The 21,048-nt window shown below is 31.9% G+C and carries 14 protein-coding genes and 1 tRNA gene; 13 read left to right on the top strand and 2 right to left on the bottom strand.

Annotated elements, in window-relative coordinates; all coding sequences use genetic code 11:
- The first annotated feature begins 64 nt into the window (after positions 1-64).
- The 4 genes from AC3ITQ_RS00845 (at position 65) to AC3ITQ_RS00860 (ending at position 4,048) form a co-directional block, all read left to right on the top strand.
- A complete protein-coding gene (locus AC3ITQ_RS00845) occupies positions 65-1,960 on the top strand; it encodes a RecQ family ATP-dependent DNA helicase (protein WP_489236419.1) in 1,896 nt (631 codons plus the stop codon).
- Positions 1,960-2,907 (top strand): methionyl-tRNA formyltransferase, encoded by a 948-nt coding sequence (gene fmt / locus AC3ITQ_RS00850; protein WP_489236420.1) that lies wholly within the window; start codon positions 1,960-1,962, stop codon positions 2,905-2,907. Before AC3ITQ_RS00845 ends, fmt begins: the two co-directional genes overlap by 1 nt.
- A gap of 180 nt (positions 2,908-3,087) precedes the next feature.
- The gene (locus AC3ITQ_RS00855; RefSeq protein WP_017498096.1) at positions 3,088-3,360 is read left to right on the top strand and encodes an HU family DNA-binding protein; all 273 of its coding nucleotides are present in this window, start codon (positions 3,088-3,090) and stop codon (positions 3,358-3,360) included.
- 127 nt (positions 3,361-3,487) lie between these two features.
- Positions 3,488-4,048 carry a YqgE/AlgH family protein gene (locus AC3ITQ_RS00860; protein WP_026984133.1) on the top strand — a complete coding sequence of 187 codons (561 nt, stop codon included), beginning with the start codon at positions 3,488-3,490 and terminating at the stop codon, positions 4,046-4,048.
- On the opposite strand, the gene AC3ITQ_RS00865 is transcribed toward AC3ITQ_RS00860, so the two are convergent.
- Positions 4,045-4,884 carry an aminotransferase class IV gene (locus tag AC3ITQ_RS00865; RefSeq protein ID WP_489236421.1) on the bottom strand — a complete coding sequence of 280 codons (840 nt, stop codon included), beginning with the start codon at positions 4,882-4,884 and terminating at the stop codon, positions 4,045-4,047. The two genes, AC3ITQ_RS00860 and AC3ITQ_RS00865, sit on opposite strands and share 4 nt — an antisense overlap.
- 55 nt (positions 4,885-4,939) lie before the next feature.
- Positions 4,940-5,332 carry an START-like domain-containing protein gene (locus tag AC3ITQ_RS00870; protein WP_026984135.1) on the bottom strand — a complete coding sequence of 131 codons (393 nt, stop codon included), beginning with the start codon at positions 5,330-5,332 and terminating at the stop codon, positions 4,940-4,942.
- A gap of 153 nt (positions 5,333-5,485) precedes the next feature.
- On the opposite strand from AC3ITQ_RS00870, the gene AC3ITQ_RS00875 reads away from it, so the two are divergent.
- The 9 genes from AC3ITQ_RS00875 to AC3ITQ_RS00915 all read left to right on the top strand — a co-directional run bounded on the left by AC3ITQ_RS00875 (position 5,486) and on the right by AC3ITQ_RS00915 (position 20,906).
- A tRNA-Met gene (locus AC3ITQ_RS00875) sits at positions 5,486-5,559 on the top strand.
- A gap of 463 nt (positions 5,560-6,022) precedes the next feature.
- The gene (locus AC3ITQ_RS00880; RefSeq protein ID WP_489236422.1) at positions 6,023-7,030 is read left to right on the top strand and encodes a helix-turn-helix transcriptional regulator; all 1,008 of its coding nucleotides are present in this window, start codon (positions 6,023-6,025) and stop codon (positions 7,028-7,030) included.
- A gap of 59 nt (positions 7,031-7,089) precedes the next feature.
- Positions 7,090-10,095 (top strand): hypothetical protein, encoded by a 3,006-nt coding sequence (locus tag AC3ITQ_RS00885; RefSeq protein ID WP_489236423.1) that lies wholly within the window; start codon positions 7,090-7,092, stop codon positions 10,093-10,095.
- Positions 10,096-10,102: 7 nt separating this feature from the next.
- Positions 10,103-15,997, top strand: a complete 5,895-nt coding sequence (locus AC3ITQ_RS00890) for a DEAD/DEAH box helicase (RefSeq protein ID WP_489236424.1) — start codon at positions 10,103-10,105, stop codon at positions 15,995-15,997.
- A gap of 65 nt (positions 15,998-16,062) precedes the next feature.
- A complete protein-coding gene (locus AC3ITQ_RS00895) occupies positions 16,063-17,325 on the top strand; it encodes a DUF2130 domain-containing protein (protein ID WP_489236425.1) in 1,263 nt (420 codons plus the stop codon).
- Positions 17,325-18,800 (top strand): type I restriction-modification system subunit M, encoded by a 1,476-nt coding sequence (locus AC3ITQ_RS00900; protein WP_489236426.1) that lies wholly within the window; start codon positions 17,325-17,327, stop codon positions 18,798-18,800. Before AC3ITQ_RS00895 ends, AC3ITQ_RS00900 begins: the two co-directional genes overlap by 1 nt.
- Positions 18,797-19,957, top strand: coding sequence for a restriction endonuclease subunit S (locus AC3ITQ_RS00905; RefSeq protein ID WP_489236427.1), 1,161 nt, complete (start codon positions 18,797-18,799; stop codon positions 19,955-19,957). The genes AC3ITQ_RS00900 and AC3ITQ_RS00905 overlap by 4 nt, the downstream gene beginning before the upstream one ends.
- Positions 19,957-20,424, top strand: coding sequence for a hypothetical protein (locus AC3ITQ_RS00910; RefSeq protein ID WP_489236428.1), 468 nt, complete (start codon positions 19,957-19,959; stop codon positions 20,422-20,424). The genes AC3ITQ_RS00905 and AC3ITQ_RS00910 overlap by 1 nt, the downstream gene beginning before the upstream one ends.
- The gene (locus AC3ITQ_RS00915) at positions 20,421-20,906 is read left to right on the top strand and encodes a hypothetical protein (RefSeq protein ID WP_489236429.1); all 486 of its coding nucleotides are present in this window, start codon (positions 20,421-20,423) and stop codon (positions 20,904-20,906) included. The genes AC3ITQ_RS00910 and AC3ITQ_RS00915 overlap by 4 nt, the downstream gene beginning before the upstream one ends.
- Positions 20,907-21,048 lie beyond the last annotated feature (142 nt).

The raw sequence follows: 21,048 nt of genomic DNA on the forward strand, positions 1-21,048 counted from the left end.
CATGTGGTTAAAGTTGCAAAACTAGAAACTGATTTCTAAATTTTTTAACTTTAAAACAAGACCAATGCCAGAAGCGCAAGAAATTCTTTTAAAATACTGGAAACACGACAGTTTTAGACCGTTGCAAAAGGAGATTATTGACTCTGTTTTGGATGGTCAGGATACTTTTGCCCTTTTACCAACCGGCGGAGGAAAATCGATTTGTTTTCAGGTTCCTGCAATAATGCAGGAAGGCATTTGTTTGGTCGTTTCGCCTTTGATTGCCTTGATGAAAGATCAGGTAGCAAATTTGCAAAAACGAGATATTAAAGCGATTGCACTTACAGGCGGAATTCATACTGAAGAAATAATTGACCTTCTCGACAATTGCCAACACGGAAATTACAAGTTTTTATACCTTTCACCAGAGCGTTTACAGTCTGACTGGATTTTGGAGCGCATCAAAGATCTTCCCATAAATCTAATTGCTATTGATGAAGCGCATTGTGTTTCGCAATGGGGACACGATTTTCGTCCGGCTTATTTGAAGATTTCAGAACTTAAAAAATATTTCCCGAAAATTCCTTTTTTGGCTTTAACCGCAACGGCAACTCCAAGAGTTATTGAGGATATTAAAACGGAATTAGGCTTGAAAGACCCTAATTTTTTCCAACAATCTTTTGAAAGAAAAAATATCGCATACATGGTTTTTGAAATCGAAGACAAATTGTATCGCACCGAACAAATTTTAAAGAAAAACCCACAGCCTTCTATTATATATGTACGAAATAGAAAATCGTGCCTGAATATGTCGACGCAATTACAATCTTTAGGATTTAAAGCGACGTATTATCACGGCGGACTTTCGGCTAAAGAAAAAGACAAGAACATGCAATTGTGGATGTCGGAACAAGCGCAGGTTATTGTGGCGACCAATGCGTTTGGAATGGGGATTGATAAAGACAACGTAAAAACAGTTATTCATACACAGTTACCGGAAAATCTTGAAAATTACTATCAGGAATCCGGAAGAGCGGGACGAAATGGCGAAAAAGCTTTTTCGGTATTGCTTTTTAATAATGCTGATGCCAATCAGACAGAACAGCAATTTTTAAGTGTTCTGCCCGATAAGAAGTTTTTAAAAACCATGTATGTAAAACTTTGCAATTATTTTCAGATTGCTTACGGCGAAGGTTTAGATGATTCTTTCTCTTTTAAACTGAATCATTTTTGTAATAAATATGACTTCCCTACTTTAAAAACGTATAATGCTTTGCAGTTTCTGAATCAACAGGGAATTATTACCATGTCACAGGAATTCTCAGAGAAGATTACAATGCAATTTTTAATCGAATCGAAAGAAGTGATTCGGTATATGAGCTTAAATCCGAATGACGAAGAAATCATTCTGGCGATTTTGAGAACGTATCCTGGCGTTTACGAAATGAAGACACCATTTAACCTTTCGTTGATTGCCAAAAAATCACATCACACAGAAGAGCAGGTCACAGCTGTTTTAGAAAAACTGAGGGAAAAAGAAATCATTGAATACAAATCTAAAAACAACGACGCGACTATTTTATTTAATGAAGTTCGCGAAGATGATTTGACTATAAACCGAGTTTCAAAATATCTCGAAAAACAAAATCAGCTTAAACACGAACAGCTTTCGTCTGTTCTATATTATATAAAGGAAAACAAAACCTGCAAAAACAGATTGGTTTTGGATTATTTTGGAGAAGAAACAACAGAGAATTGTGGAGTCTGCTCCTATTGTATTACTCAAAAGGGAAAAATCACAGAAGCCGATTCGATTGCCGATAAAATTCTGCATTTATTAAAATCAGCGGCTCTAACTTCCAGAGAAATTCAAACCCAAATAAAACTAGATGCCAACGATATTGTTTCCGTACTTCAGGAGCTATTAGAAAACAATCATATTACCATATTAGCGAATAATAAATACACCTTAAAATCATAATGGAAAAATTGAGAATTATATTCATGGGAACTCCAGAATTTGCCGTCGGCATTTTGGACACCATTATTAAAAACAATTACGATGTTGTTGGCGTTATTACAGCTGCAGATAAACCAGCGGGGCGCGGACAAAAAATAAAATATTCGGCAGTTAAAGAATACGCGCTGGCGAACAACCTTACTTTATTACAGCCAGCCAATTTAAAAGATGAAGCTTTTTTAGACGAACTAAAAGCCTTGAATGCCAATTTACAAATAGTAGTTGCTTTTAGAATGTTACCAAAAGTAGTTTGGGAAATGCCAAGTTTAGGAACCTTTAATCTTCATGCTTCTTTATTACCGAATTATCGCGGTGCAGCACCAATTAACTGGGCTATTATTAATGGAGAAATTAAAACTGGAGTCACTACTTTCTTTATTGATGATAAAATTGATACCGGAGCAATGATTTTAAATTCGGAAATCGCGATCGAACCGGAAGAAAGCGCGGGACAATTGCACGACCGATTGATGTTATTAGGAAGCAAGACTGTTATTGATACTTTGAAAGTGATTGAAAACGGAAATGTAACCACTACAATTCAGGAAGACACTGCAGAAATTAAAACGGCGTATAAATTAAATAAAGAAAACTGTAAAATTGACTGGACAAAATCCGGAGACGAAATCAATAATCTGATTCGCGGTTTAAGCCCCTATCCTGCAGCCTGGTGTTTTCTAAAAGATAAAGAAGAAGAGCAAACCATTAAAATATACGAGGCAAAATTAGTTTCAGAAGCACATTCTTACGAAGCTGGAAGTTTAATTTGCAGCAAAAAAGAAATCAAAGTTGCAGTTCAAAATGGCTTTTTACAGCTATTAAGTTTGCAATTACCTGGAAAAAAGAGAATGCAGGTAGCAGAATTGCTAAATGGGATAACTTTTTCTGATACTGCAAAGTTGTATTAACGTCAGTAAAACAGGGGTTTCTACCTGTTTTTGATCGACAAACAGCTGGCTTTATGAACAAAAAAACTAAGTTATTAACAATTTTTGCTAAAATTAAAGAAAACACTTGCAAGGAACGGATTTCCTACTAAATTTGTGTATTAACAATTTTTTTTAACCAACAATTAATAACTAATTATTATGAACAAATCAGAATTAATCGATGCTATCGCTGCTGATGCAGGAATCACAAAAGCTGCGGCAAAATTGGCTTTAGAATCATTTTTAGGAAACGTAGGAGCTACTTTGAAAAAAGGTGGTAGAGTTTCATTAGTAGGTTTTGGATCTTGGTCAGTATCTGCTAGAGCTGCTAGAGACGGTAGAAACCCTCAAACTGGAAAAACTATTCAAATCGCTGCTAAGAATGTTGTAAAATTCAAAGCTGGAGCTGAATTAGAAGGTGCAGTGAACTAAGTAAGAAAGTTCTCTAAACTTATAATATAATCAAAACCCTCTCATGGAGGGTTTTTTTGTGCGGTTTAACGATTTTATTTGGGTTTTTAGAAATTTTATGATTAAATTTAATAAAAATTGTAGCCGTATGATTTCAGAAAAATTAAAAAAAGGACACCTGCTTATTGCCGAACCTTCTATAATTGGAGATTTATCTTTTAATAGATCGGTAATTTTATTAGCAGACCATAACAAAGAAGGATCAATAGGTTTTATCATTAATAAACCATTAAAATATACTATTAATGATCTGATACCTGAAATTGACGCCACTTTCAAGATATATAACGGAGGTCCTGTAGAGCAGGACAACCTTTATTTCATTCACAATATTCCAGAGTTAATCCCGAATAGTGTCGAGATTTCTAATGGGATTTATTGGGGAGGTGATTTTGAATCGACCAAAGACTTAATAAACGACGGATCTATTAGTAAAAATAATATTCGTTTTTTCTTAGGATATACCGGTTGGGATGAAAATCAGCTCGAGAGTGAAATGCAGGGAAACTCCTGGATCATTACTGATAATAGTTATAAAAACAAAATTATCGGTAAGTCTACCACGCATTTCTGGAAAGAGCAAATCATTGAGCTTGGCGGTGATTATCTTATTTGGTCTAATGCACCTGAGAATCCGTATCTGAATTAATTTTCAGATATAGATTCATTAAGCTTTTGCACTAATAAATGCGCCAGATCACTTTTAAACTCCTTTTTTCGATATTTGGTTATCGGTTGTATTCCTGTGATTACATTTGTAAGGAATAATTCGTCAGCTTTTTGAAGATCAAATGGCGAAATTATTTCCTCCAGTACTTCTATGCCATCCAGTTTCTTAGATAAGGCTAAAATTTGTTTACGCATTATCCCGTTCAAACATCCTTCAGAAATTGGAGGCGTAATTAGTTTTTTACCTGTCAGCATAAATAAATTACCCTGTAAGCCTTCGACCACGTTTTTGGTATCGTTTACTAAAAGGCAATTTGCCAGACCATTTTCATGCGCAAAAATACTTCCGGTCACGTTTATCATTTTATTCGTCGTTTTAATCGACGATAACAATTGTTTGGTCACATAGAAATCTTTGTACAAATCAACTTCGTATTCAGCTGTATTTAAGCTATATGAAGTATTTTCAAGTGGCGTTGCATGAATTAAATAGGAGACTTCATTCGTTTTTGGCAAATACAATCCGCCATCGTTTCTAAAAACGGTTATTCTTGCTCGTGCAGAAGCAGAAATTTCATTTTCCTGAACCAGTTTTAAAACCTCTTCTTCAAAAAATTCCATCGTAAAATTCATCGGAATTTCCATTCTAACCACACGCATGGAAGCCATTAATCTAAAGTAATGATCTTCAAGAAACAAAATTCTGTTATTTACTATTTTTAGTGTTTCAAATACACCATCACTATACAAAAAAGCGCGATTTTGAGTTAATATATTCTCGTCTTGCGCTACTATGTTTCCGTTAAAATTGATCATAAAAAAAGCCCTGAATTTTGTTCAGGGCAAATATAAGGTATAAAATAGACTTTTACTAAACAGATCCTATAAGATGTTTCAGGTCTGAGATCTGATTCTCCCACAATTGTTTAGCCTCTCCTACTTCTTCTTTTTCGGCAAAATCGACCACCATTAATGATACATCTTTAGTTAATTCATCAACTAAAATATGTAATTCAAAAAAGTATTCCGTATCCTTGCTGCTTTCATCGACCCATTTAAACTTCACTTTCTCGCCAGTCTTTTTAGACGCTAAACGCGCTTTTTCCTGCGAATCATTCCAGATGAAAGTAAAAAATTCACCTCTCGAATTTACGTTGTCAGCAAACCATTCTGACAAACCTGAAGGCGTTGATATGTATTGATATAATAATTGCGGCGAAGAATTTATAGGAAACTCGATTTCGTAACGTATTTTTGGATCCATGTGCTACTTTTAATTTTTTCGAAATATAAGAATATATGTCCAAAAACAATGCATTTTTAAAAATATTTTTTTTTCTTCGTTTTATTCTTGGAAGCTTTAATAATATTTATATCTTTGCACCCGCAATGAGGAACACGGTTCACTTGCAATCTTGGCGAGGTAGCTCAGTTGGTTAGAGCGCAGGATTCATAACCCTGAGGTCACGGGTTCAACTCCCGTCCTCGCTACAAAAACAAACCCTTAAACGACAGCCGTTTAGGGGTTTTTTATTTTGATCTACTTCCACAAAATTGCGTCCTCATATATCTCAAGTGAGGTGCTTCAGTGAGGAACTAAAAAAATCCAGAAATAGCTAAGCAAAAACAAAAGTTTTCTTTTCTGTACCATCCATAAAGAAATTTCAATAATCGTTTTACTTAAACATCAGATAAAGACAGTACTTGCTACTCTCTTCTTTAATAAATTCAAGTGTTTTTACTTGTATATTATTAAAGATAAATATCGAGATTTGCTACTATGACAATAAACTATATAAAGCCTTAAGGAATCATCTACTATTTTTATTTAAAATTCAATATCATTTTAATTAAGAAGTAGAAAATAAGATCAAATACGGTAAACCGTAAAAATTATTTTCCTCAAAAAGTTAGCTTCGTATTTTAAGACACTATCAACCTTTTTCAATTAATTATGGCTACCACAAAACATCAATTGGTAAGATATAACAAACTTAATGAGTGCTTCCAAAATTATGGAAAAGAATACACAATAGATCATTTATTAGAGGAAGTAAATAAAGCAATTCTCGAGTATGATCCCGAAAGCTCTGGAATTCAAATTAGAACCCTGAGAAAAGACATTAGTTTCATGAAGAGTACTTCTGGCTATAACGCTCCTATTGAGGTACAAAAAGGATCGAATGGAACAAATTACTATCGGTACGAAGACAAAACATTTTCCATAAGCAAGAGTCCACTTAACTACACTGAAGCAGAACAATTAAAACAGGCAATCTCAATCTTACAAAGATTCGAAGGCAGTCCGGAATTTGAATGGATAAATGAAATAGCACCACTCCTAAATGATAAATTCAGTCTCAAAAACGAACAAAAAGTTATCTCGCTGGAATCCAATATTGATTATGCAGGGTATGAGTATATCACACCTATTTTTAACGCCATCATTAACAAGACAGTGCTAAAAATCATCTATGAGCCTTTTAATCAAAAAGAATATGAAATAATTTTTCATCCATATCATTTAAAACAATATAACAATAGATGGTTTGTTCGAGGATTTAACGAATTCAACAACCATTCCAAATATAATTTGGCTTTAGATAGAATTAAGCACAATATAGAAACAAGCAATAGTACATACAAAAATGACAATACAAACTGGGAAGATTACTTTGATGATCTAATTGGAGTATCTCGAGGAGAAGATGACAAACCGGAAGAAGTAAAATTAATTTTCAGTAAAGCTCAATCTCCGTATATTATAACAAAACCACTTCATAATACTCAAAAATCAAAAATTTTAGAGAATGAAACTTTGGAAGTAAGGATTAAAATAATCATTAATTATGAATTAGAAATGAAAATACTTTCTTTCGGTGAAAAAGTAACTGTCATAAGTCCAGATTCATTAGTTTGCAAAATAAGGGAACGGATAAAGAAGCAATTCGAAAATTATTAAGAGCGCTGTGTACTTATAATGCACACACCTATTTTACTTTTATCCAAAAATAAATAAGTATGAGTGAGTTTTACAAAATATTAAAGGCTAGAAATCTAGATTTTCACACTGGACAACCTATTTGGAAATACAATTTAAGTGATTTTGAATTTGCACAATTAAAAGAACGATTTAAAATTGTGCAAAGAATTTCAGAACTCGATCCTCGTACATGTGCTGTGTATTATGCTGAATGGTGGAAAAGAATTTTTAATGGAGGATATCCTTCCAAAGATGAAGTTTATAATTCTATCGGTTATCATCAATTATGCTTTGATACCAACGAGTTCTATGAATTAGCAAAAAAAGGAGGAAATCTTTTAAATTATAATTGGATTAAATTTCAAAATACTCATTATCTAAAAACTTTATTGCTACAAGGAGGGCTTCCTTTAAAGCATATACAGAATAATAGAGGCAAGTATAGAGATTTTCTTTTAAAAATTATTCATCTAAGCCCAAGTTCAATTGAGGACTTTTCTACTAATACTGAATTAACCAATTTATTACCAAAATCTAGCCAAAATGAAATTATTTATAGTAGTTGTCTAGAAATTGTTCGCGCTGTATTAGATAATGATGAAAATGAACTGGTAACTTTAAGAGCGAATTCAGATTTAAAACAAATTACTGAAGAGTTAATTATTGAAAGAGATAAGGTAAGAAAGAAGAGTAATAACATTAAATTTAAATGGAATTTTAATTGTAGCAGCAACTCTTTTTATCTCAACACTATTATTAATTCAAAAATTGAATTAGAAGAAGTTGATTATATTTTAGATGAGAAAGTAGTTAATTATTGCAATGAATATAAACTGTTTTTAGGAAATGATTTAATAGCTAAAATTGTAAAGAGAAATAATGACACCTATAAAGTCATACACTTTAAAGACTTTGTTAATTTTAAAAATGATTTTGATCCCGAAATTTTTGTAGTTGATGAATTTGAAAAAATTTATGACGCAAATCATTTACTTCACTCGAAATTAAACTTAGATCTTCCAACGTTATGGGCTGAAAGCAGCAAAGGAAGTTTTGTTTTAGAAAAATCTAGACATACTCATAACAACTTTGGATATTTATTACTAAACGATAGTTATTCATGTGATGGATTTATTGAAGAAAAATCTAATATTGAAATCAATGAGAAATATTTCTCTTTCGTCAAATTCCAAAATGAAATTAAGCTTAATAAAATTGATGGAAATACGATAAAATTCAAAACAAATACCGAGAACATATTCGAATGGACAATTCTAAATGAAAAACCTAAATGGTTGGTAAAGGGAAATTTGAATATTGTAAAAGATGGATTAAGAATACTTGTTTACGACAAGTACGGACAAAGGATAAATAATCCAAATATTGAATGGAAGTCCGTTAACAAAAATTATTGGAATTCAAAACATACTCCATTAGAATTAGGGGTTTTAGATATTAAAATATCTCATGAGGGAATTGATGAATTTGAAAGAGTTTTTAATATTGGTAATTTATGCTTGTCTAATTCTGTAGATCCTAATAATCCACAAATAACGGTTAATAATAATTCTTTTATTTTGGAAGTATATAAATCTGATTTTTATGATTTTAACATTAGCCAAAATAAAATTAATTTTACTATAACGAATCCAGCTAAATTTCCTGCTTCAATTAAAACTAGAATAAGAGCAAATAATCAAACCTATGGATTAATTGCCGATATAATTACACCTTTTCAAGACATTCTTTTGGTAGATCAAAATGATAACATCATTGAAGATGATGAAATCTATTTGGATAAACTAAAAGGTTGGCGTTTAATTGCAAATTCCCACAATAAAGAGTATGAGGTGAGAATTTCGAATAATAAAAATCATGAAATTATCATATCAAAAAGGATTGAAAGAAAAGTAAAACCTTTATTTGATTTTTATGAAACTTTCAAATCACTCTTTCAGCTTTTTAATATTATCGATTCAGATAATTACTTGAAAATGGAAATATTTGAAATAATCCAAAATGGAAATTCTAGTAGGAAAAAACGAGTTATTATCAAACAGTTTTCTGAAATTATAAAATGGAAAGTAAATTCTGAAAATGTTATAAAATTTGATAAAATCGAAAGTATTGACATCTCAAGCTGTGTGTACGCTTTACCATTAGATTGTAACTTAGAATACATTCATAAAGTTGAAATTAAAGAAGATTCTGGTTTTTATTCAATCAACACAGAAAACGTAAATAAGTTTATTCTCTTCTCTGATAAAAATTCGAAATTAAAAATTAAACCTGAGTTTATCTCCGTCAATCCGGAAAATGAATTAACTACAATTGAGGATAGGAACATTCGAATAATCAATTATTCAAAACTACTTTTATCAGAAGATTTTAGTAGTGATATATGGAACAAGTTTTGGGTTTATTATTATTTATGTAAAGAAAACGATCTGCCTTTTGCAACATTTGATATTATAAAAGCAATTACAACATCTTCCGAATTAGCTGCAAAAGCATTTACTTTTTTATCATTAAAATTTGATTCTGGTGAATACAAATTCTCCGGTAATGATTTTATTGAATTAGAAAATGACTTAGGATTCTCTTTCCACTGGGTCAGACTATCTGATTGGGAAAATATTTGTGAAATTTATCCTGAAACTTACCATGCTATTGCAGTTATGCTAAGTTTTAACTCGAATATGCTTAAGGTCTGCCTACTTCAAGATGGTAGAAACAACAATTTTGTTTTTCATTCAGAACTAAATAATGTTAGGGAGCGTCTGGGTGAACGAGTTTTAAAACAATTACCTTCTTATGAAATAGAACAAGATAGAAATAAATATATCAAACCTATACCACAAAAGCGCTGGAATGATCAAGTTAATATTCTTGTAATTGCATCATTAACAGTAGCATCTTCAATAAGAGGCATAAATACAGGTCTTTGGCATGTCAACGGAGATAATTTTAGAAGAAGAATCAAGTATGTAGAAAATCTCGATAAAAAGTGGTATGAAGAATCATTAATTTATTATTTAAACTAAACTAATTATGAGCCAAGATATTAAATTCAGTAAAATATATAACGAAATACAAGATAGACTAAAAGAATCCATCCTATCGCTTTGGGCTACGGGAGACGCACAATTTCAAGACTACTTATCACTTTTATTTGAGGATGAAAAATTATTAGCCGAACCTGTTTTTCAAAATACATTCCCATGGACGCCTGCTAAGGAAACGTTTGGAGACTTAACTCATCTATTTGATTATGATTTTATCAACAAATTAGATAAAATTAAAGGTGAGTATGAATTTCCTAAAAACAGAAACCCATACAAACATCAAATTATAAGCTGGAACACCCTTTTAAAAGAAAAAAAATCCATTGCAGTAACTACAGGAACTGGTTCAGGTAAAACAGAATGTTTTATGTTACCAGTTTTGCAAGATTTATATGAAAACTGTCAAAATGAACCTGGCATAAGAGCGATTTTCCTATATCCCTTAAATGCATTAATTGGTAGCCAGAAAAAGAGAATGAATGCATGGGTTAAAGCGCTTGACGGTTTAAACTATGCAGTATATAATGGTAATACTGAAGATGGTACGACGACAATAAAAAAAAGAAAAGAAGCCTATCCTGAATTGATCGATAGAACAGATATTAGAGAAACTCCCCCACAAATTCTTTTTACTAACCCGTCGATGTTAGAATATATTTTGGTTAGAGACAAAGATGTTTCACTACTAGAGAATTCGAAAGGTAAATTGCGTTGGATTTTATTAGATGAAGCACATACTTTAATAGGTTCAGCAGCTTCTGAAATGGCTTTATTGATAAGAAGAGTTGTAGATGCTTTTCAAGTAGATGTAAAAGATTTACGTTTTGCAATAACTTCTGCAACTGTTGGTAGTGGTAAAGAAAGTGAAAATAGCCTAAAAGATTTCATGGCAAATCTCTGTGGAATTGAAAAAAATCAAATTGAAATAATTACTGGCAAAAGAGAATTTAAAGAATTACCAGATAATTATCAAATAGAAAACAAAGCAGAAATTAAAGAACTGAGACATCAGGTTTACAAGTCAGATGCAATCACTTTATCTGAACTAACTAATAGTTTTATTACAAAAAATGCCTCGCAAAATGAAAAGTTAATTGTAGTAGATAAAATAGTTGAAAATAAAACTAATGATGTTTCTATTTTACCATTAAGAGCACATTTATTCTCCCGTGGCATTGGTGGTGTTTATGTTTGCTCAAATCCTGACTGTGATAAACATAAAAATTTTGATGCAAAGAGTACAATGGGTACAATGACAACTTATGCAGAAAAAAATTGTTCAAAGTGTAATTTTCCAATGTTCGAATTAGTTGCATGCCGTTCGTGCGGGAACGAATTACTAAAAGCCGAAAAACAAAGAGAAAAAAATGATGAGTTTTTAAAATTACCAACATCAATTAACCAAGACAATTTTATTGTTGATGACATAGATAATGATGAAAATGAAAATACATGTTCCCTCTCACAATCATTCTTTTTTACCAAAAGGAATAATAGTAAAAGATATGTAACAAATACAACTGAGTTTGGAATTGAAAGCGATGGAAAACTAAATAGAAGTAGAAATGAGTTTATAGAAGCAGATCGTGACGGTGAATGTGTTTGCCCACATTGCTCAAGCAATCTTGAAAATCCCTTACACTTCAGAATCTCCTCTTCATTTATGAATAGAATTTTGTCTGATGTATTTCTTGAAAATACGCCTGGTGCGAACGAAATTCGTTCAGAAATGCTTTGGGAAGGTCACAAATACATATCGTTTACTGATAGCAGGCAAGGTACGGCGAAAATTTCTGCATTAATAAATATAGACAATGAAAACAATTGGATACGCTCTCAAGTATTTCATTTACTATGGAAAGAACAATTAAACACTTCCCAAAACAATACCTTTAATCCTAGTGATTTACAAGAACTTGAAGAGCAGTTAGCTATTCAAAAAAATGATCTACTCAAAAAAATAATTGAAGATAACATTGAAAAAATAAAAGCTAGTACTACAAACAACAAAGAAAAAGTTCGTTTGTCTTGGAAACAATTATATGAATTCCTAAATCCCAAAAAAGACCTTAAAATTTTATTCAAAAACAATAATCCCAGAGAAGATAATGATGTCAATATTGAAAAATATTCTAGAGCCCTTTTGTTTGATAATTTTGCAAGAAGAATCCCTAGAGAACGTTCATTAGAAAACTTGGGAATGATCAGTATAATTTATCCTGATTTAGATAATGTGCAAGTACCTAAAATAGCAGAACAATACAAAATAAGTCTTGATGAATGGAAAAGCCTTTTAAAAATAGGTTTAGATTATGTTATTAGATATGAATTTATCTTTTTTGTAGATACTGCAATTTATCCATATTCAACTTCTTTTTTAAGAAGTAAGCATATCCATGAGCCAGATTCAAACCTGCCAGATGTAAAAAGATGGCTAACTTTTAAAAAAAACGAAGCAAGACCTAACAGATTAGCATTACTGTTATGCGCTGGTCTTGGATTTCACGATAGATCAGAAATAACTAATGAAATAGAGGAAGACATTAATGATTTATTAAATGAAATTTGGAAGACAATCAGAAGCCGAGTTCTAGATTCTGACGATAACGGTTATAAATTAAATCTAGAAAACAGAACAAAATTTCAATTATCAGACAAATTATGGTTATGTCCTGTCAAAAAACGTCTTATTGATGCACAATTCAAAGGTTTTTCTCCATGGATTTCAGGTTCTTTTTCTGAAGATAATATTAGACATTTCGAGATAAAACAATCACAGCCATACACATTCCCTAATTTTGAATTTCCTTTTAACAGAAATGAGGAAAATATTTTAGACATTCTAACTACTAAAAATTGGATCATTGAAAATTCTATTATTTGGAAGGAAAATGGGCTATGGAATGATATCCATGAAAAAATAATTTTAAATAGGCCTTTGTATTTGTCTGGAGAACACTCTGCTCAACAAAATGAAAAAAGACTAAAACAATTGGAAGATAAATTTGAGAAAGCAGAAATAAATATTCTGAATTGTTCCACAACTATGGAAATGGGTGTGGATATTGGAGGTATTTCTACTGTGGTTATGAATAATGTACCTCCTGGTCCAGCTAATTACCTGCAAAGAGCCGGGCGTGCGGGACGTAGAAAAGAAAGCAAATCACTTGCCTTTACAGTTTGCGCACCAAATCCAGTTGGTCTTAATGCTTTTAATGCACCAACCTGGGCGTTAACTCATAAAATTGCGCCTCCATTTATTTCTTTTAATAGTTCGCAAGTTATTGAAAGGCATATCAATGCCTTCTTTTTAGGAAAATTTGTTCAAACAGATAATGTCAAGGGAATGAAGGTTACGGACAAAATTGAAAATTTCTTTTTTGCAGAAATGGAACCATTAGCTGTAAAATTTATCAGCTGGCTTATGAGTACGGATGTATTTAGATTTTCAAATCAGGTGAATGATATAACCAAAGAAACCAGTTTTGAACATAAAAGCTTTAATTATATTTTAAATAAAGTATTTTCTAATTTCAATCATGTTTTAAATAAAGCTAAAAATAAAAAAGAAGGTTTCGAAATTAAATTAAATGAAGTTGAGGCAGAATTTGGAAAAAACACTCCGGCTTTCAAATCCATTAACATTCAATATATTCAGTTTCTGAATAAAAATGCTTTAACCTATTTGGCGCAAGAAGGATTTTTACCTACTGCTGGGTTACCTACTGGAATAGTTGAATTCGATATAACCAATATTGACACTTTAAAAAGTAACAATAGAAACAAAGAAAATCCATCTCATTTTATCACCAGAGCACTTTCTGAATTTGCGCCAGGAAATAATATTGTTATTGATGGAATGAATTATCATTCTTCTGGAATTATTTTAGATGATAATAGAGGAACACAAGCTTCTAAAGAAATTATTCAATTGTGTAATTCTTGTGGTTACCAGAGAATTGTTGAAGTAGCTGCTGGGCAAAATATTGATACAGAGTGTCCGCATTGCAATAGTCATAATTTTAGAGGAATTAACTTTAATGACACGAGTTTACGTAGCAATTTTACGGAAATGATTCAACCAGCTGGTTTTGCTGTGGATATATATCAAACTCCAAATCGAAAAATATCGGAATCATCGAGAATACAATATGTTGATCCCTTATTAATTAATGTTAAACCCTGGGAACAAGACAGCAATAATGTTTACGACATTAGGGAAAGTGAAGATACAGGCGAAATTTTATATTATAATGTTGGTAATGGAAATGGGTTTCACGTATGTTTACATTGTGGGAGAACAGGATTATCATTAGAAGAATTGAATGATCACAGAAGATTAAGGGGTGGAAAAGATGATAATGGAAAAAGCTCATGTTCAGGAAATTCATCATCCTCAGCAATAAAATCGAATGTAATTTTAGGAGGTCGCTTTAAAACTGATTTTTGCGAAATTAGAATCAGAGAAAATAAATCCTATTCAAAAAATGAAACTTTATTATATTCTCTAGGCTCAATTTTCGTAAAAGAATTGGCAAGTTATTTAGCAATAGAATCAAATGAACTGGAATTTGGCATCAAGCGATATGAAAATTATTATACAATTTTCATCTTTGATACAACTAAAGGTGGCGCTGGATATTCGAATCAATTCTTTTTATATGCTGAGGAAATATTTAAAGAATCAAAAAATAAGCTAGTTTGTGAATGTCAAAATGCCTGTACTAAATGTTTAATTGATAGAAAGACACAGTGGCATATCAATTTATTAGATCGAAACGTAGCATTAGATTGGTTAAAAACAATCGATGACATTAAAGTACCCCACGAAATTATAAGTAAACATCCAACTGCCAAGAGAATGCTGGGAGGCATAAAACAAGAATTAATCAAATTAAATTACGCTTCTAAAATTAAAGATGTTTGGCTGTTTATGGATCCTGCAATTCAAAATTGGGATTTAGATAATATTTTATTTTTAGAAAGTTTAAAAAGCAAGACCAATATAAATATCATATTTACTGGCAATCCTATTGTTACTAATAATCAAGATACGATGACATTAATTCAGCTTGCTGCTTGGTCAACTTTATGGATTGATAAAAGTATCAATGATGATTTATTAAACATCATCGGTATAGTCAATCTCGAAGATGGTGTTAATTCTGCATACTTTGTCAATGATACAGTCAACCTTAAATTAAGTAACAATTGGGGTGATACAGAAAATGGAGAAGTTTATAAAATCAATTCAGAAATTTTTCCTGATCTAGAAAGATTTGGAACAGCAAATTTATTAAACTCAAGTAATGTTTATGAGGCATATATTGACACTTCATCTAGTTTACAGTCAGTTAACTTAGCAGATGAGTTACTTAACAAATTAAACAAAGTTGATTTGAAATCAAAAATGAGCAATCAAAAGTTCAATGTAATATATTCAGATCGTTATTTAAAAACACCTTTTTCGTGTCTATTAATGCTTCAATTTTTAGATCGTTTACAAAGTTTATTAAGTTTTGAAATTGAAGAGTTCGATTTTATTGGGCAAAGATTTTATAATGATAGAGCGCCGTACAAAATGTTCCACGAATTTATAGATAATGAATCAAGAGACAATTATATTAAATCCCTTAGCTATGAGTTAAATTTAGAAACTGCGAACGTTTCATGTGAGTCAATTCCTCATTATCGTTATTTCGAATTTAGCAATCCAAAATACAAGATTATTATTAGACCTGATGCCGGTGTGGAGCACGGATGGAAGCTAAAAGACAGTAATATACGTTTTACTGAAGATTTAAATCTAGATACATCATTTGAGATACTTAAAATGAATAATCATCCCATTTTATATACCATCAGTATTGAAAACAAATAGCTATGCACTTATAATGCACAGCACAAAAGTACATTTGTCAAATAAACTTATAAAAAGGTAAAATCATGACAAATCAAACTTCTATTCAGTGTCCTAATTGTAATACAACTATCGATGTAAACGACGTATTAAAACATCAATTAGAAGATGTAATACGAAAAGAATTCCAACAAAAGGCAACTCAACAAAATATTGAGCTTGCGGCAAAGGATGAAGAGTTAAACAAAGCCAAAGCCGAATTTGAAGCCAAGAAGAAACAGGAAAATGAAATGTTTACAGAACGTTTAGAACAGGCCAAAAAACTATCTGAAAAAGAAATAACCGAAAAGCTGAAAAAGAAACTGGAAGACGAAAGTAAGGATAGAGTAATGGAAATGGAAAAAGAACTTTCTGAAAAATCAGTAAAGTTACGAGAATTAAGTAAAATGCAGGGCGAAATTGCTAAGCTGGAACGTGAAAAATTAGAAATGAAAGATGCAATTGAAGCTGCTGCTCAAAAACAGTTAAATGAAACTTTAGCGGTTGAACGCGAAAAAATTCGTAAGCAAGAGGATGACAAAAATGAACTAAAGTTTGCAACGATGCAAAAACAACTTGAAGATCAAAAGAAACTTACTGAAGAAATGAAGCGTAAGCAAGAACAAGGTTCTATGCAATTGCAAGGTGAAGTAATGGAATTGGCTATTGAAGATTGGCTTGGTACAAATTTTCCTTTAGATACTGTTGCCGAAATAAAAAAAGGTGCAAATGGTGCCGATTGTCTTCAAATAGTAAATACCAGAGAATTACACAATTGCGGTTCTATCTATTATGAAAGTAAACGAACCAAGGCCTTTCAACAAGCTTGGATTGAGAAGTTCAAGAATGATATTAGAGAAAAAAAAGCTAATTTAGGCGTTTTAGTTACGGAAGTATTACCAAACGGAATGGAACGTATGGGACTAAAAGATGGCATCTGGATTTGTACTTACGAAGAATTTAAGGGATTAAGTGCAGTCTTGCGTCAATCTTTAATACAAATTAATATGGCAGTGCAGTCTCAAGAAAATAAAGGAGACAAAATGGCTATGCTTTATGATTTTTTGACTAGCAATGAGTTTCATTTGCAAATGGAAGGGATTGTAGACGGTTTTTCACAAATGCAAACCGATTTGAATACCGAAAAAAGAAGTATGCAACGCATTTGGAGTCAAAGAGAAAAACAATTAGACAAAGTAATTGCCAATGCAACTAATATGTATGGCTCGATTCGCGGAATTGCCGGTAATGCAGTGCAAACTATAAAATCACTTGAATTAGATAACGAAATGACTTTAATAAACGAATAATGATAACAGGAGAAATTAAATCACAGGTAGATAAAATATGGGAGTCCTTTTGGACTGGTGGTGTTTCAAACCCACTAACAGTAATTGAGCAATTTACCTACTTACTTTTTATACGCAGATTAGACGAAACACAATTGCTGGAAGAACGTAAAGCAGCAATGATAAAACAGTCTGTTACCAATGTAATTTATACAGAAGAACAACATGCATTACGATGGAGTTCATTCAAAAATAATGATCCTCAAACTATGTTTGATTTATTTACCAAACCAATGGTAGATGGCCTTTCTGTGTTTGAGCACATGAAAAAAGTAGGCACTGAAAATGGTGTTTTTGCAAAGTACATGTCTGGTGCTACCTTCATGATTCCCACTCCAAGAGTATTAGACCAAGTGGTGCAAATGGTAGACAAGATCAAGATGGAAGACCGTGATACCAAGGGAGATGTTTACGAATATTTGCTGTCAAAAATTGCTTCTTCGGGAACTAACGGACAATTCCGTACACCAAGACATATTATCCGAATGATGGTGGATATGGTACAACCTACTAAAGAAGATACTATTTGTGATCCATCAGCAGGAACGGCAGGATTTTTAGTTACAACCGGAGAATACCTACACCAAAATCACCCAGATTGGTTTCACGAAAAAGGATTTAGAGACCACTACAATAGTAAAATGTTTACAGGTGTAGAGTTTGACAATACTATGTTGCGTATTGGTGCTATGAACTTACAATTACACGGTATAGAAAACCCGAACTTGATAGGTAAAGATGCCTTAAGCGAAAGCAATGCCGATGTAAGAGACCAATTCTCATTGATACTAGCTAATCCACCCTTCAAAGGAAGTTTAGATTATGATGGGGTAGAAAGTTCTATTCTGAAAGTCGTAAAATCTAAGAAAACAGAATTGCTGTTTTTAGGATTAATGCTACGTATGATGAAAACTGGCGGAAGATGTGCCGTAATTGTACCCGATGGTGTTTTATTTGGTTCATCGAATGCACACAAACAAATACGAAGCGAAATAGTACAAAACCACAAGCTGGATGCTGTAATTTCTATGCCAAATGGTGTTTTTAAACCTTACGCAGGAGTTAGTACTGCAGTATTGTTTTTTACCAAAACAGGAACTGGTGGCACTGATAAAGTTTGGTTTTATAACATGCAAGCTGATGGTTATACTTTAGATGATAAACGTAGTGAAACCAAAGACAATGACATTCCTGATATTGTTTCAAGATACCTTAATTTAGAGGCTGAAGCCGACAGAAAACGTACCGACAAAAGTTTCTTAGTACCCGTTACTGACATACAAGCTAATGATTGGGATTTGTCGATAAATAAATACAAGGAAGTGGTGTATGAAGAAGTAACTTATGAAAAACCAATTGCTATTATACAAGACATCAAGAATCTTCAAGAAGAAAATAAAACAAAATTATTAATCTTAGAAGAGTTGTTGAAATGAGTAAATGGGAAAAAGTCTCTTTAAAGACAATAGTAAATAATTTAGATAATAAGAGAATTCCTTTAAATTGTTCCCAAAGGAAATTAAAAGAGTCAAAACCTTTATATCCTTATATTGGTGCAAATAATATAATGGGATATATTGATGAATATATATTTGACGAAAAAATAATATGCGTTGCAGAAGATGGAGGAAGTTGGGGGTTTAATCAACGCTGTGCTGTACTCTACAATGAAAAAGTATGGGTAAATAATCATGCACATGTGTTAACAGCAAAGAAAAATTTAGTATTAGAATATTTAATGTATTATTTAAATCATACAGATTTGAATTTATACATAAATGGAGCAACTAGAGGAAAGTTGACAAAATCATCATTAGAATCAATACAAATACCTCTACCCCCATTACCCCAACAACAAAAAATAGCCAATATACTTGATGCCGCCGATGAATTAAGACAAAACGACAAGAAACTTATTGCCAAATATGATGCTCTAACACAGTCACTTTTCTTGGATATGTTTGGGGATCCTGTGAGTAATCCTAAGGGGTGGGAGAAAGAGGAATTTGGTAAACACATTACAGTTCTTACTGATTATCACGCAAATGGAAGTTATGAAACTCTCAACAAAAATGTGAAGTTAAAAAATACTGCTGATTATGCTTTGATGGTAAGAACAACAGACTTAGAGAAAAACAACTTTGAAAAAGATGTAATTTCAATCTCAAAAGAATCATATAATTATTTAGAAAAAACAAAAGTTTTTGGCGGTGAAATGATCATAAATAAAATTGGAAGCGCAGGAAAAGTATATATGATGCCCAATCTTAACAGACCAGTTTCTTTGGGTATGAATGCTTTTATGTTGCGTTTTAAAAACACGTTGGATAGCAATTTTATTTACTTTCTCTTGAAAACAAAATATGGAGAACGTGAAATAAGTAAAAGAGTTAAAGGAGCTGTGACGAAAACTATAAGAAAAGACGCAATCAGAGAAATTCCAATTTTACTTCCTCCTCTTTCTCTACAAACCCAATTCTCAGAAAGAGTTGCATTAATCGAAGAACAGAAAGCGATAGCACAAAAGAGTCTAGAAAAATCAGAAGCATTGTTAAACAGCCTTTTGCAAAAGGCATTTAATGGAGAGTTATAATGAAAGGACCTATATTATATTCCAGAATGTTAAATTTTAAAAGTGTTGATTATGCTAATAGATTAAGAATCTATGCTGAAATAGGAAACATATTATCATTAGAAGAATTGCAGTTGTTGCAACAGAGGAATATATACTTTAATATAGTATTTAGTCCGGGAGTTGTTACTCCAATAGAAATAAATATACCTTCAGGTTCCCAATTAATCAATCTTGACAGTAATACTCTATTCAAATTTGAGGAAAGACAAAGAATTGCGATTTTTCTCCACGAGATCGGACATGCTTTAAATCCAACATTGACAGGAAGAGAAAGTGAGTTTGTAGCAGATGATTTTGCAATTGGAAAAGGTTATGGTGAAGATATTATTGCTTCATTAAATTTTGGAATTGAACAATTTCCTGTGGATTTTGATAAACCAATTACACGGGAAAGAATTCAAAGAATTCAAAATGGGTTAATATGAAAAAGCTGAAATTATTGTTTCTGCTATTTGTGGCAACAACATTTGTATCATGTAAAAAAAATATAGATAATTCAGATACAAAAGAAGAAGTTTCAAGTTATTCAATATATAAAAATATGGATGAATACGCTGATGGAACTTATTGCGCAGAAGTAGAATATTATAATCCCAATACGGGAACAAGAAATACCTATACCTTAAATGTAGATGTAGAAAACAATGAACTAACAGTAATCAATTGGCCAAATGGTGGCTGGTTAGATGATAGTCATTTTTATCCTGAAGAACTAGATACAGATGGAAGTTGTTCTTTTACTAGTGATAAAGGATATGAATATACAATAAAAATTACGGGACCAGAATGTAATTATACCGACAATGTTCAATCGGATCACAATAATAATGAAGACGTTGATGCTGATGATTCATATCCTACTGACGAGTCATCTTACGATGAATCAAGCGAAAGTGAAGAAGAATAGAGCAAACCAATGATAAAACAAGTAAGCTATGAGTAACTTTAAATTTCTTCAAGAAGAGTGGTTATCACTTTATCAAAAGTTAAAAACAGCAGAAGAACGGGCAAGTACAGAACCTGTTTCTACTGCGACGTATTGCCGTTTA

The organism is Flavobacterium sp. KH_001 (assembly GCF_057840745.1).

Bases quoted from the DNA above. Each gene is read 5' to 3' on its own strand.
- AC3ITQ_RS00845 (WP_489236419.1), top strand. From the start codon at position 65: ATGCCAGAAGCGCAAGAAATTCTTTTAAAATACTGGAAACACGACAGT.
- fmt (WP_489236420.1), top strand. From the start codon at position 1,960: ATGGAAAAATTGAGAATTATATTCATGGGAACTCCAGAATTTGCCGTC.
- AC3ITQ_RS00855 (WP_017498096.1), top strand. From the start codon at position 3,088: ATGAACAAATCAGAATTAATCGATGCTATCGCTGCTGATGCAGGAATC.
- AC3ITQ_RS00860 (WP_026984133.1), top strand. From the start codon at position 3,488: ATGATTTCAGAAAAATTAAAAAAAGGACACCTGCTTATTGCCGAACCT.
- AC3ITQ_RS00865 (WP_489236421.1), bottom strand. From the start codon at position 4,884: ATGATCAATTTTAACGGAAACATAGTAGCGCAAGACGAGAATATATTA.
- AC3ITQ_RS00870 (WP_026984135.1), bottom strand. From the start codon at position 5,332: ATGGATCCAAAAATACGTTACGAAATCGAGTTTCCTATAAATTCTTCG.
- AC3ITQ_RS00880 (WP_489236422.1), top strand. From the start codon at position 6,023: ATGGCTACCACAAAACATCAATTGGTAAGATATAACAAACTTAATGAG.
- AC3ITQ_RS00885 (WP_489236423.1), top strand. From the start codon at position 7,090: ATGAGTGAGTTTTACAAAATATTAAAGGCTAGAAATCTAGATTTTCAC.
- AC3ITQ_RS00890 (WP_489236424.1), top strand. From the start codon at position 10,103: ATGAGCCAAGATATTAAATTCAGTAAAATATATAACGAAATACAAGAT.
- AC3ITQ_RS00895 (WP_489236425.1), top strand. From the start codon at position 16,063: ATGACAAATCAAACTTCTATTCAGTGTCCTAATTGTAATACAACTATC.
- AC3ITQ_RS00900 (WP_489236426.1), top strand. From the start codon at position 17,325: ATGATAACAGGAGAAATTAAATCACAGGTAGATAAAATATGGGAGTCC.
- AC3ITQ_RS00905 (WP_489236427.1), top strand. From the start codon at position 18,797: ATGAGTAAATGGGAAAAAGTCTCTTTAAAGACAATAGTAAATAATTTA.
- AC3ITQ_RS00910 (WP_489236428.1), top strand. From the start codon at position 19,957: ATGAAAGGACCTATATTATATTCCAGAATGTTAAATTTTAAAAGTGTT.
- AC3ITQ_RS00915 (WP_489236429.1), top strand. From the start codon at position 20,421: ATGAAAAAGCTGAAATTATTGTTTCTGCTATTTGTGGCAACAACATTT.